Below are 11,617 nucleotides of genomic sequence, written 5' to 3'. Positions count from 1 at the left end.
CACGATGGCTAACAAGAGTTTTTCACGCAAGGACCGGGTGAATGAGCAGATCCGCCGCGAGCTGGCGGAGCTCATTCGCACCGAGCTGAAGGACCCTCGCGTCGGCATGGTCAGCCTAACCGACGTCGAGGTGACTCCCGATTACGCCCATGCCAAGGTTTTCTTCACCACCCTGGCGGCCGCGGAGCAGCTGGCGGAAATCAAGAAGGGCCTGGACAAGGCTTCCGGTTTCCTGCGGCGGGAACTGGGGCGCCGGGTGCGCATCCACACCACGCCCCAGCTGCATTTCGTGTACGACAATTCCATCGAGCACGGCACCAGCCTTTCCCGTCTGATCGACGAAGCGGCGGCCACCAGCCGCCAGACTTCGCCCGACGAGGATGGGGAAGCTCCGCCGGATACCGCTGCCGAAAGCTGATCAGGTCATGTCCAAACCCAGACGCACCTGGAAACAGGTGGATGGGGTGCTGCTGCTGGACAAGCCCCTCCACCTCTCCTCCAACGACGCGCTGCAAAAGGCGCGTCGTTTCTTTTCGGCCGCCAAGGCCGGCCATACCGGCACCCTCGATCCCCTGGCCACCGGCCTGCTGCCCATCTGCTTCGGCGAAGCCACCAAGTTTTCCGCCGACCTGCTGGATGCCGACAAGGCCTATGTTGCCGACGTCCGCCTTGGTCAGACCACGGCCACCGGCGATGTGGAGGGTGAAGTCCTGCAGACCCGGCCGGTACAGGTTTCCGCCGAGCAGCTGGCTGCCGTGCTGCCCCGCTTCACCGGGGTGATTGCCCAGGTGCCGCCCATGTATTCGGCCCTCAAGCGCGATGGCAAGCCACTCTACGAGCTGGCCCGCCAGGGGCTGGAGGTGGAGCGGGAAGCCCGGGAAGTAACCATTCTCAGCCTGGCCGCCAGCGATTTCGACGGCATTAACTTCCGTCTGCAGGTGGATTGCAGCAAGGGCACCTACATCCGTACCCTGGCCGAGGACATTGGCGAAGCCCTCGGCTGCGGTGCCCATCTGACAGGCCTGCGGCGTACCCGGGTCGGTCCGCTGGAACTGGATCGTGCAGTGTCCCTGGCAGAGCTGGAAAATACGGAGGAGGCGGACCGGGGGCGCTATCTGCTGCCGGTGGATGCCTTGCTGCGCAGCCTGCCCGAGGTATTGCTGGAGGCCGAATCCCTGCAGCGCTTTGCCCACGGCAATCCGGTGGCAACCGACCTCCAGTCCGGCAAGGCCCGGGTCTATGGCGAGGGCGTCCTGCAGGGGGTGGGAGAGGTCAGGGAAGGCAAGCTGTGGCCCTACCGCCTGCTGCGCCAGAAGGACAACGGCTAGGGGTGTGCAAAATAGCGGGGAATGGCCGGAATTATCTTGCTACTCCTCTGCTCCCTGCGTATAATCCGCCGCTTCGCTCCCCGTGGAGCGAAGTTTTTTTAACCGTCGGGCGCCTGGCTCTATCAAACTGGGGCAGCGTCGTAACACTCAAGAGAGTTTGACATATGGCTATCAACACCACTCAGAAGGCCCAGATCGTTGGCGATTTCCAACGCGCTCAGGGCGATACCGGTTCCTCCGAAGTGCAGATCGCGCTGCTGACCGCACGCATCAACGACCTGACCGGTCACTTCAAGGAACACATGAAGGATCACCACTCCCGTCGCGGTCTGCTGCGCATGGTGTCCCGCCGCCGCAAGCTGCTGGACTACCTGAAGCGCACCGATGTGGACAAGTACCGCAGCGTTATCGAGCGTCTGGGCCTGCGCAAGTAATCTTGCCCACGCCTGATACCGTCCGCCCATGCGGTCGGGACGCATCAAGTAGCGTTTGAAAGAGCGGGCGGCCTTTGGCCGCGCCGCTCTTTTGCTTTCCGGGAGCATGGTTTTCCCCGGGTAAGCAGGTAGAATCGGCGGTTGCAAGAATTTAAGCGAAGACAAGAGAAAGAGAGAAAGGAAGATATGTTCAATATTGCAAAGAAAACCTTTACCTACGGTGCCCATCAGGTCACTCTGGAAACCGGCGAGATTGCTCGCCAGGCCTCCGGCGCCGTACTGGTCACCGTTGACGACACCGTGGTCCTGGTGACCGTGGTCGGCGCCAAGCAAGCCAAGCCGGGTCAGGATTTCTTCCCCCTGACCGTCGACTATGTCGAGAAGACCTACGCTGCCGGCAAGATCCCCGGTGGCTTCTTCAAGCGCGAAGGCCGTCCTTCCGAAAAGGAAACCCTGACCTCCCGCCTGATCGACCGTCCCATTCGCCCCCTGTTCCCTGAAGGCTTCTACAACGAAGTCCAGGTGGTGGCGACCGTCATGTCCCTGAATCCCGAAGTGGATTCCGACATTCCCGCCCTGATCGGTGCCTCCGCTGCCCTGGCCATTTCCGGCATTCCCTTCTCCGGCCCCATCGGTGCCGCCCGCGTCGGCTACATCGACGGCCAGTACGTGCTGAATCCCTCCGCCACCCAGCTCAAGGACAGCAAGCTGGACCTGGTGGTTGCCGGCACCCAGTCCGCCGTGCTGATGGTGGAATCCGAAGCCAAGGAACTCTCCGAAGAAGTCATGCTGGGCGCCGTGGTCTACGGCCACGAGCAGATGCAGGCCGTTATCAACGCCATCAATGAACTGGTGGAAGAAGCCGGCAAGCCCGAATGGGAATGGCAGGCTCCGGCCCAGGACCAGGTCCTGGTGGGCAAGCTGGAAGCCCTGGTCAAGGCCAAGCTGGAAGAGGCTTACAGCATCACCAGCAAGCAGACCCGCAGCCAGCGCGTCAAGGAAATCCGCAGCGAGGCAGTCGCCGCCCTGTGCCAGGGTGAAGATGCTCCCGACGAAAACACCGTGGCCGACCTGTTCTTCGCCATGGAGGCCGCCATCGTCCGCGGCCGCATCCTGGCCGGCGAGCCCCGCATCGACGGTCGCGACACCCGCACCGTGCGTCCCATCACCGTGCGCACCGGCGTACTGCCCCGTACCCACGGTTCTGCCCTGTTCACCCGTGGTGAGACCCAGGGTCTGGTGGTGGCCACCCTCGGTACCAGCCGCGACGAGCAGATCATCGACGCCCTGGCCGGCGAGTACAAAGACCGCTTCATGCTGCACTACAACATGCCTCCCTACGCCACTGGCGAAACCGGCCGCGTCGGTTCCCCCAAGCGTCGCGAGATCGGTCACGGCCGTCTGGCCAAGCGTGCCCTGCTCGCCGTGCTGCCGCCCGCCGACGAGTTCTCCTACTCCATGCGCGTGGTGTCCGAGATCACCGAATCCAACGGCTCCTCCTCCATGGCTTCCGTCTGTGGCGGCTCCCTGGCGCTGATGGATGCTGGCGTGCCCCTCAAGTCCCACGTGGCCGGTATCGCCATGGGCCTGATCAAGGAAGGCAACCGCTTTGCCGTGCTGACCGACATCCTGGGTGACGAAGACCACCTGGGCGACATGGACTTCAAGGTGGCCGGTACCGATTCCGGTATCACCGCCCTGCAGATGGACATCAAGATCCAGGGCATCACCAAGGAAATCATGGCGGTGGCGCTGGATCAGGCCAAGGCTGGTCGCCTGCACATCCTGAACATCATGCAGGATGCCCAGGATGCTCCGCGTACGGAAATGTCCGCTTACGCTCCCCGTCTGTACACCATGAAGATCAATCCGGAAAAAATCCGTGACGTGATCGGCAAGGGTGGTGCGGTGATCCGTGCCCTGACCGAGGAAACCGGTACTTCCATCGACATCCAGGACGACGGCACCATCACCATTGCCTCCACCGACGGTGAAGCCGCCGAGATGGCCCGCAAGCGTATCGAAGCCATCACCGCCGAAGTGGAAGTGGGTAAGGTCTACGAAGGTCCTGTGCTGAAGATTCTGGACTTCGGTGCCATCGTCAGTGTCCTGCCGGGCAAGGATGGTCTGCTGCACATCTCCCAGATCGCCAACGAGCGCGTCAATGCCGTGGCCGACTACCTCAAGGAAGGCCAGGTCGTCCGCGTCAAGGTTCTGGAAACCGACGAGAAGGGTCGCATCCGCCTGTCCATGAAGGCTGTGGCTGCCGAAGAGGCTGCTCCCGCCGTGGCTGCAGAACCGCAACAGTAAGTTTTTCACCGTTGCAAAGAAAAAGGGCGCTTCGGCGCCCTTTTTTATAGTTTGACCCGCCGACAATAAAAAAGCGCAGCCTTGGCTGCGCTTTTTTGCGGCGGAGTGCTCCGCTTACTTGGCGACCTGCTTTTCCCGCAGTTCCTCCAGGGTCTTGCAGTCGATGCACAGGGTTGCCGTGGGGCGGGCTTCCAGGCGCTTGATGCCGATTTCCACACCGCACTTGTCGCAGAAGCCGTAGTCGCCGGAATCGATGCGACCCAGGGTCTCGTCGATCTTCTTGATCAGCTTGCGCTCCCGGTCCCGGTTGCGCAGTTCCAGGGCGATATCCGTTTCCTGGCTGGCCCGGTCATTGGGGTCGGCAAAGACAGTGGCTTCATCCTGCATGGTATGCACCGTGCGCTCGATGTCAGCCATCAACTCCTGCTTCAGCGTGCCAAGAATGGCGCGGAAGTGAGCCAGCTGCTTGCTGTTCATGTATTCCTCGCCCTTCTTGGGGACGTAGGGCGTGAAATGTTTGTGGAGCAAATCTTCAGCCATGTTCGAAGACCATCCGTGTTTGTGCAAAAAGGCGATTAAATATCAGAAAAGCATCTTACCTGCAACAATCATTGATTGCACGAAAAAAAACTACTTTTGGCGCTTGACCACCCCGGGGGGCATGTGTAGAATTCGCGTCTCTTCGGGGCGTAGCGCAGCCTGGTAGCGCATCTGCTTTGGGAGCAGAGGGTCGTGAGTTCGAATCCCACCGCCCCGACCAGCAGATACAGGTTGCACCCAAGGCGAGCGAGAATTAGCGCCCGTAGCTCAACAGGATAGAGCAACGGCCTTCTAAGCCGTAGGTTGTGAGTTCGAGCCTCGCCGGGCGCGCCAAACAGGTTTCAGTGGCGGTATTAGCTCAGTTGGTAGAGCACTGGATTGTGATTCCAGGTGTCACCGGTTCGATCCCGGTATATCGCCCCAAAATAAAGAAAAACCCGGCCTAGTGCCGGGTTTTTCTTTTTCTGCTTCAAAAATTCAACTTTAATCTTCCGCCACCGCGCTGTTGCCCGCAGTTTTGCCCAGCTTTGCCGCCAGCCCCAGCAGGGGGGCGTTGCCGGGGTCCCTGGCCACATCCAGCAGTACCAGATTGCCGTGCTTGCCGATGTCGCGCATGGCATCGATGCGGTTGGTTTCCAGCAAGACGGTCAGGGCTTCGGCTGAATTGACGTGGAATTTCTCGAAGTCGGCGAGGGATTCCCGCAGACCTTCGGCCAGCAGCTTGCGCGAGTCGGCCAGGCCTTTGGCCCGGGCCCGCTGGGCGTCGGCCTCCGCTTCGGCCTGGCGCACGGTCTTGATGCGCATGGCTTCCGCTTCCTGTTCCGCAGCCTCCCGTTCCCGCTTGGCGGCCACTACCCGGTTGAAGGAGGCCTGGACGTCGCCGGAGACGGTGGGCTGGTCCACCAGCACCGCTTCCAGGACGTATCCGAATTCCTCCAGCTTGGCCGAGAGGGCCTTTTCCACCTGGGTCACCAGATGGTCCCGGTCCTTGAACAGGTCCTCCAGGGTCATGGAAGCGGCGATGGCGCGGATGGTGTTGAGGACCCAGGTGGAGATCTGGGCCGACGGGTTCTGCAGCTTGTACCAGGCATGGCTGGCCCGTTCCGGTGTGACGCGGATCATCAGGCTGACGGGGAGGGAGACGAACATGTTGTCCGAGGTCTTCACCTCCACCGTGCTCTGCACTTCGTCGATGCGCAGGGAGAGCATGCCGGTGACGCGCTGGAAAGGGAAGAAAATCCAGTTGAGGCCGGGCTCCAGCACCCGGGAATAGCGGCCCAGGGTTTCGACGACGGCGGCGGTCTGCTGATTGATGATGCGGATGCCGAGAACAGCGATGGCCACGGCCAGGATCAGCAAGAGTGACATCAGTTCCATGAAGACGATCTCCGGATTGAGGTGGTGCTAGTGTAATCCGGTTGTCATCGTCGGCGGGTAGGATTCAGCCGTCACAGGAGCAAACCGCTTGAGCAAGGATGATGAACATGATGGAACTGGAACAGGTGCTGGCCCGCATTCTGCGCGATACCCGCGGTCAGTGGGGATTGAGCTGAATTCTGTGGGACGCCCATAAAAAAGCCCAGGTGTATTACCGGGGCTCTTTTTATGTCGGGCCGTTTGGCCTGCCGTTCCACCTTCAGCTGGGCAATTCCTCGCGCCGCAGCAGGAAGACGAACTGGTCGCCGCCCGAGGTGTCGAGCCAGGTGAAGGGGATCTGGGGGTAGGCTTCTTCCAGGACATCCCGGTTGTGGCCGATTTCCACCACCAGCAGGCCGCCGGGGTTGAGGTGGTCCTTGGCTTCCCGCAGCAGGGTGCGCACCAGGTCCAGCCCGTCGTCGCCCCCGGCCAGGGCCAGTTCCGGCTCGGCCCGGTATTCCGGGGGCAGGGTTTCCATGGACTCCGCATTGACGTAGGGCGGGTTGGAAATGATGAGGTCGTAGCGCTGGCTCGCCAATCCGGCGAAGAGGTTGGATTGCACCAGGCGCAGCCGGTCTTCCAGGCCGTAGTCAGTCACGTTGCGCTTGGCCACTTCGAGGGCGTCGGCAGAGATGTCCACGCCATCCACGTCGGCTTCGGGGAAGGCCAGGGCGGCCAGGATGGCGAGACAGCCGGAGCCGGTGCAGATGTCGGCTACCCGGGTAATGGCCCAGGGATCGTCGATCCAGGGGGCGAACTGCTCTTCCAGCAGTTCAGCGATGAAGGAGCGGGGCACGATGACCCGTTCGTCGACGTAGAAGCTATGCTCGCCGAGCCAGGCCTCATGAGTCAGGTAGGCCGCCGGAACGCGGCTTTTGACGCGGCGTTCGATGATGTGCAGGACGGTGTTGCGCTCGGCTTCGGTGAGGCGGGCGTCGAGGAAGGGTTCCAGCCGGTCCAGGGGCAGATGCAGGGTGTGCAGCAGCAGATAGACGGCTTCGTCCCAGGCATTGTCGGAGCCGTGGCCGAAGAACAACTCGGCTTCGTTGAAACGGCTGACGGCGTAGCGCAGCAGGTCGCGCAGGGTGAAGAGTTCGGTGCGGGCGTTTTCGGACATGGTCAGGTCAGCAGTTTTTCCAGGATGCGGCAATAGGTGGCGGAGAGGCGGGGCAGGGCGGCTGCCTCCACACACTCGTCGATTTTGTGGATGGTGGCATTCACCGGCCCCAGCTCGATCACCTGGGGGCAGATTTCGGCAATGAAGCGGCCGTCGGAAGTGCCGCCGGTGGTGGAAAGTTCGGTCTCGATCCCCAGCTCTTCCCGGATGGCCGCCATGGCAGCATCCACCAGGGGACCGCGCCCCGTGAGGAAGGGCTTGGCGCCCAGGGTCCAGGCCAGGTCGTAGTCGATGCCGTGCTTGGCGAGGACGGCTTCGAGGCGGCTTTTCAGGCCTTCCGGGGTGCTGGCGGTGGAGAAGCGGAAGTTGAAGAGGATGTCCACCGTGCCGGGAATGACGTTGGTGGCACCGGTGCCGCCCCTGATGTTGGAGACCTGCCAGGTGGTAGGCGGGAAGTACTCGTTGCCCTGGTCCCACTCGGTGGCCGCCAGTTCGGCGATGGCCGGCGCTGCCAGATGGATCGGATTCTTTGCCAGGTGCGGGTAGGCGATGTGGCCCTGGATGCCCTTCACCGTCAGGCGGCCGGAGAGGGAGCCGCGGCGGCCGTTCTTCACCATATCGCCCAGGCGATTGACGCAGGTGGGCTCGCCGACGATGCAGCAGTCGATGCCTTCACCGCGCGCCTGTAGGGCTTCCACCACGGCCACGGTGCCGTCGGTGGCGTCGCCTTCCTCATCGGAGGTGAGCAGGAAGGCGATGGAACCCTGGTGCTGCGGATGGCGGGCGACGAAGGTTTCCACGGCGGTGACGAAAGCGGCCAGGGAACCCTTCATGTCGGCGGCACCGCGGCCATAGAGCATGCCGTCGCGCAGGGTCGGCGTGAAGGGATCGGAGGCCCATTGTTCCACGGGGCCGGTGGGCACCACGTCGGTATGGCCGGCCAGGCAGACCAGGGGAGCGGCGCTGCCGCGGCGGGCCCAGAGGTTTACCGTGTTGCCCCGGTTGATGGCTTCCAGGGTGAAGCCCAGGGGCTTCAGGCGGGCGCTGATGAGGTCCATGCAGCCGCCGTCTTCCGGGGTGACGGAGCGGCGGGAAATGAGCTGTGCGGCCAGGTCCAGGGTCGGGTCGCTGGTGCAGGAAATGGGCTGGGACATGAATGGTGGTGGAGTGATGGTCTTATTCGTCGCTCATGCTGAGCGTGAATTCCTTGAAGGAGGCGCCCCCCATGGGGTTGGTGGCATGGGGGTCGATGGAGGGCTCGGCCGGCGCTTCCTCGACGGCAGCGGTGCCGCTGTTGCCGAATTCCGAGTTGTTGATCAGCCAGGAGAGGTTGGTCGGCGAATCGGAGGTGCCCAGGGCCTCTTCCAGGGTGATGACGTTGGTTTTGTAGAGGCGGAACAGGTCCTGCTCGAAGGTCTGGGAACCGGGGGCCAGGCTTTGTTCCATGGCCTCCTTGATGGCATTGATCTCACCGCGTTCGATCAGTTCCTGGATGTGGCGGGTGTTGAGCAGGATTTCCGCCGTGGGAATGCGCTTGCCGTCCGGCTTCTTCAGCAGCCGCTGGGAAATGATGGCCTTGAGGCTGACCGACAGGTCCAGGTTGAGGGCAGAGCGGTTTTCCAGGGGGAAGAAATTGATGATGCGGTTGAGGGCGTGGTAGCTGTTGTTGGCGTGCAGGGTGGCCAGGCACAGGTGGCCGGTCTGGGCGTAGGCCAGGGCAGCGGACATGGTCTGCTTGTCCCGGATTTCGCCGATGAGGATGCAGTCCGGAGCCTGGCGCATGGCGTTCTTCAGGGCATTGTCCCAATCGGCAGTATCCATGCCGATTTCCCGCTGGTTCACGATCGACTTCTTGTGCTTGAAGAGGAATTCGATCGGGTCCTCCACCGTCAGGATGTGGCCAGAACGGTTGGCGTTGCGGTGATCCAGCATGGAGGCGATGGTGGTGGACTTGCCCGAGCCGGTGGAGCCGACAATGAGGATCAGGCCCCGCTTTTCCATGATCAGTTCGCTCAGCACCGGAGGCAGCCCCAGGCTGTCCAGGGCCGGGATGTTGCCCAGGATGTAGCGGATGACGATGGAGGTGGAACCGCGCTGGCGGAAGAGATTCACCCGGAAATTGCCGACCCCGGACATGCCGAAGGACAGGTTCATTTCCATGGTCTGGGCAAAGGTCGCCAGTTGCTCGGCGTTCAGCAGTTCCTCGGCGATCTTGTCGATCATGGCCGGGTCCATCATCTGCTGGTTCACCGGGATGGTGTTGCCCTGGATCTTGATGTGGATGGGGGCGCCGGCGGAGATGAAAATGTCCGAGGCCTGCTTTTCCGCCATCAGCTGGAACAGCTTGTCGAGAATCACGCTTCCTCCCTCCCGCCGAAAAGATTGGGGCGCCTCGTGGCGCCCCTGTTGTTATTGGCTTAGTCGCGCAGCAGTTCGTTGATGCTGGTCTTGGCCCGGGTCTGGGCGTCCACCTTCTTCACGATCACGGCGCAGTACAGGCTGTGGCTGCCGTCCTTGGCCGGCAGGTTGCCGGAGACGACCACGGAGCCGGGGGGGATGCGGCCGTAGCTGATCTCGCCGGTTTCCCGGTCGTAGATCTTGGTGGACTGGCTGATGTACACGCCCATGGAGATGACGGAGCCTTCGCCGACGATGACGCCTTCCACCACTTCGGAGCGGGCGCCGATGAAGCAGTTGTCCTCGATGATGGTGGGGTTGGCCTGCAGGGGTTCCAGCACGCCGCCGATGCCGACGCCGCCGGAGAGGTGCACGTTCTTGCCGATCTGGGCGCAGGAGCCGACGGTGACCCAGGTATCCACCATGGTGTTTTCATCGACGTAGGCGCCGATGTTCACGTAGGAGGGCATCAGCACGGCGCCCTTGGCGATGTAGGAGCCGCGACGGGCCACGGCCGGCGGCACGACGCGGAAGCCGCCCTGGCGGAAGGCGTGTTCGTCGTAGTTGGCGAACTTGGTCTGCACCTTGTCGAAGAAGCGCAGGTCACCGGACTGCTGCAGCACGTTGTCCTGCAGGCGGAAGGAGAGCAGCACGGCCTTCTTGATCCACTGGTGGGTGACCCAGTCGCCGTTGATTTTCTCGGCAACGCGCAGGGTGCCCTTGTCCAGCTGTTCCAGCACGTGGTCCACGGCTTCGCCGATCTTGGCGGGGGCGGTGCCGGGCTGCAGGGAGGTGCGGTTTTCCCAGGCGTCTTCGATGATCTGTTGCAGTTCTTGCATGTTGTCGTTTCCGTTTTGGGGGTTAGGGTTGCTGTTCGAGTTGCTGCACAAAGAGGCGGATGCGTTCGGCGGCTTCCAGGCAGTCGGCCAGGGGGGCCACCAGGGCGATCCGGACAAAATTCTCGCCGGGATTCACGCCCCGCGCCTCGCGCGCCAGGTAGCTGCCCGGCAGGACCACGACATTATAGTCGGCGAGCAGACGGCGGGCGAACTCGGTATCGGCGATGGGCGTGCGGGCCCACAGGTAGAAGCTGGCATCCGGCAGGCCGGTCTGCAGCACGGAGGCGACGATGGGCGTCACCGCATCGAACTTTTCCTTGTACTGGCGACGGTTTTCCCGCACATGGGCTTCCTCGTTCCAGGCGATGGCGGAGGCCGCCTGCACCGCCGGGTTCATGGCGCCGCCGTGGTAGGTGCGGTAGAGCAGGAATTTCTTCAGCACTGCCGCATCGCCGGCGACGAAGCCGGAGCGCAGGCCCGGCACGTTGGAGCGCTTGGAGAGGGAGGAGAACATGACCAGGCGCTCGAAACCCCGTCCCAGCTGTTTTGCAGCCTGCAGGCCGCCCAGAGGCGGCTTGGCTTCGTCGAAGTAGATTTCCGAGTAGCACTCGTCGGAGGCGATGACGAAGCCGTACTTGTCGGAGAGGGCGAAGAGCTTCTTCCAGTCCTCCAGGTCCAGCACCTTGCCGGTGGGGTTGCCGGGGGAGCAGACATAGAGCAGTTGCACCCGGGCCCAGTCGGCCTCGGAGAGGGCCTCCAGTTCCAGGGAGAAGTCGTTCTCCGGCAGGGTGTTGAGGAAGTAGGGCTCGGCCCCGGCCAGGTAGGCCGCGCCTTCGTAGATCTGGTAGAAGGGATTGGGGCTGACCACCAGGGGCACGTAGCCGCGGCTGGGGTCGATGACGGTCTGGGCGAAGGCGAAGAGGGCTTCGCGGGAACCGTTCACCGGCAGGATCTCGGTGTCCGGATTGACGCCGGCCAGGCCGTAGCGGCGTTCCATCCAGGCGGCGATGGCCTGGCGCAGGGCGGGCGTTCCCTGGCTTGTGGGATAATTGGCAAGGCCGCCCAGATTGGCCGTCAGGGCTTCCTTGATGAAGGCCGGGGTGGCGTGCTGGGGCTCGCCGATAGACAGCTTGATTTCCCGGTAGTCCGGATTGGGCGTGACGCCCTGGAACAGCTGGCGCAGTTTTTCGAAGGGGTAGGGCTGCAGCTTGGCGAGAAATGGATTCACGGCGGGGT

General features: G+C 62.8%; 11 protein-coding genes and 3 tRNA genes. 7 read left to right on the top strand and 7 right to left on the bottom strand.

Annotated features, from left to right (window positions below; translation table 11 throughout):
* Nucleotides 1-4: 4 nt before the first annotated feature.
* From rbfA to pnp, 4 genes are all read left to right on the top strand, one after another.
* A complete protein-coding gene (gene rbfA / locus EV678_RS03810; RefSeq protein ID WP_130458568.1) occupies nucleotides 5-418 on the top strand; it encodes a 30S ribosome-binding factor RbfA in 414 nt (137 codons plus the stop codon).
* Nucleotides 419-425: 7 nt separating this feature from the next.
* Nucleotides 426-1,328, top strand: a complete 903-nt coding sequence (gene truB / locus EV678_RS03805; RefSeq protein WP_130458567.1) for a tRNA pseudouridine(55) synthase TruB — start codon at nucleotides 426-428, stop codon at nucleotides 1,326-1,328.
* A 164-nt stretch (nucleotides 1,329-1,492) separates the two neighbouring features.
* A complete protein-coding gene (rpsO, locus tag EV678_RS03800; protein WP_014237747.1) occupies nucleotides 1,493-1,762 on the top strand; it encodes a 30S ribosomal protein S15 in 270 nt (89 codons plus the stop codon).
* Nucleotides 1,763-1,948: 186 nt separating this feature from the next.
* Nucleotides 1,949-4,072 carry a polyribonucleotide nucleotidyltransferase gene (gene pnp, locus EV678_RS03795; protein WP_014237746.1) on the top strand — a complete coding sequence of 708 codons (2,124 nt, stop codon included), beginning with the start codon at nucleotides 1,949-1,951 and terminating at the stop codon, nucleotides 4,070-4,072.
* A gap of 114 nt (nucleotides 4,073-4,186) precedes the next feature.
* Here pnp and dksA read toward each other — a convergent pair whose 3' ends face one another.
* On the bottom strand, nucleotides 4,187-4,612 hold the full coding sequence (gene dksA / locus EV678_RS03790) for an RNA polymerase-binding protein DksA (protein WP_014237745.1): 426 nt from the start codon (nucleotides 4,610-4,612) through the stop codon (nucleotides 4,187-4,189).
* A 143-nt stretch (nucleotides 4,613-4,755) separates the two neighbouring features.
* Between dksA and EV678_RS03785 the strand changes: the two genes are divergently transcribed.
* From EV678_RS03785 to EV678_RS03775, 3 genes are all read left to right on the top strand, one after another.
* Nucleotides 4,756-4,832, top strand: a tRNA-Pro gene (locus tag EV678_RS03785).
* 36 nt (nucleotides 4,833-4,868) lie between these two features.
* A tRNA-Arg gene (locus tag EV678_RS03780) sits at nucleotides 4,869-4,945 on the top strand.
* 14 nt (nucleotides 4,946-4,959) lie between these two features.
* Nucleotides 4,960-5,035: transfer RNA gene (locus tag EV678_RS03775), tRNA-His, on the top strand.
* 60 nt (nucleotides 5,036-5,095) lie between these two features.
* Here EV678_RS03775 and EV678_RS03770 read toward each other — a convergent pair.
* The 6 genes from EV678_RS03770 to dapC all read right to left on the bottom strand — a co-directional run bounded on the left by EV678_RS03770 (nucleotide 5,096) and on the right by dapC (nucleotide 11,609).
* Nucleotides 5,096-5,989, bottom strand: coding sequence for an SPFH domain-containing protein (locus EV678_RS03770; protein WP_130458566.1), 894 nt, complete (start codon nucleotides 5,987-5,989; stop codon nucleotides 5,096-5,098).
* Nucleotides 5,990-6,248: 259 nt separating this feature from the next.
* A complete protein-coding gene (gene prmB / locus EV678_RS03765; RefSeq protein WP_130458565.1) occupies nucleotides 6,249-7,145 on the bottom strand; it encodes a 50S ribosomal protein L3 N(5)-glutamine methyltransferase in 897 nt (298 codons plus the stop codon).
* A 2-nt stretch (nucleotides 7,146-7,147) separates the two neighbouring features.
* Nucleotides 7,148-8,299, bottom strand: a complete 1,152-nt coding sequence (gene dapE, locus EV678_RS03760) for a succinyl-diaminopimelate desuccinylase (protein WP_130458564.1) — start codon at nucleotides 8,297-8,299, stop codon at nucleotides 7,148-7,150.
* Between the two features lie 22 nt (nucleotides 8,300-8,321).
* Nucleotides 8,322-9,503 (bottom strand): PilT/PilU family type 4a pilus ATPase, encoded by a 1,182-nt coding sequence (locus tag EV678_RS03755; RefSeq protein ID WP_130458563.1) that lies wholly within the window; start codon nucleotides 9,501-9,503, stop codon nucleotides 8,322-8,324.
* 59 nt (nucleotides 9,504-9,562) lie between these two features.
* Nucleotides 9,563-10,381 carry a 2,3,4,5-tetrahydropyridine-2,6-dicarboxylate N-succinyltransferase gene (gene dapD / locus EV678_RS03750; RefSeq protein ID WP_014237740.1) on the bottom strand — a complete coding sequence of 273 codons (819 nt, stop codon included), beginning with the start codon at nucleotides 10,379-10,381 and terminating at the stop codon, nucleotides 9,563-9,565.
* Between the two features lie 22 nt (nucleotides 10,382-10,403).
* Nucleotides 10,404-11,609, bottom strand: a complete 1,206-nt coding sequence (gene dapC / locus EV678_RS03745; protein WP_130458562.1) for a succinyldiaminopimelate transaminase — start codon at nucleotides 11,607-11,609, stop codon at nucleotides 10,404-10,406.
* Nucleotides 11,610-11,617: the final 8 nt, after the last annotated feature.

The sequence above is a fragment of the Azospira oryzae genome (genome assembly GCF_004217225.1).
In the GTDB taxonomy this organism is placed as follows: Bacteria; Pseudomonadota; Gammaproteobacteria; order Burkholderiales; family Rhodocyclaceae; genus Azospira; species Azospira oryzae.
This window is presented reverse-complemented; position numbering and strand designations above follow the sequence as displayed.

What these genes read in the sequence shown, in the direction of transcription:
- rbfA (WP_130458568.1), top strand. Translation starts at nt 5, where the DNA reads ATGGCTAACAAGAGTTTTTCACGCAAGGACCGGGTGAATGAGCAGATC.
- truB (WP_130458567.1), top strand. Translation starts at nt 426, where the DNA reads ATGTCCAAACCCAGACGCACCTGGAAACAGGTGGATGGGGTGCTGCTG.
- rpsO (WP_014237747.1), top strand. Translation starts at nt 1,493, where the DNA reads ATGGCTATCAACACCACTCAGAAGGCCCAGATCGTTGGCGATTTCCAA.
- pnp (WP_014237746.1), top strand. Translation starts at nt 1,949, where the DNA reads ATGTTCAATATTGCAAAGAAAACCTTTACCTACGGTGCCCATCAGGTC.
- dksA (WP_014237745.1), bottom strand. Translation starts at nt 4,612, where the DNA reads ATGGCTGAAGATTTGCTCCACAAACATTTCACGCCCTACGTCCCCAAG.
- EV678_RS03770 (WP_130458566.1), bottom strand. Translation starts at nt 5,989, where the DNA reads ATGGAACTGATGTCACTCTTGCTGATCCTGGCCGTGGCCATCGCTGTT.
- prmB (WP_130458565.1), bottom strand. Translation starts at nt 7,145, where the DNA reads ATGTCCGAAAACGCCCGCACCGAACTCTTCACCCTGCGCGACCTGCTG.
- dapE (WP_130458564.1), bottom strand. Translation starts at nt 8,299, where the DNA reads ATGTCCCAGCCCATTTCCTGCACCAGCGACCCGACCCTGGACCTGGCC.
- dapD (WP_014237740.1), bottom strand. Translation starts at nt 10,381, where the DNA reads ATGCAAGAACTGCAACAGATCATCGAAGACGCCTGGGAAAACCGCACC.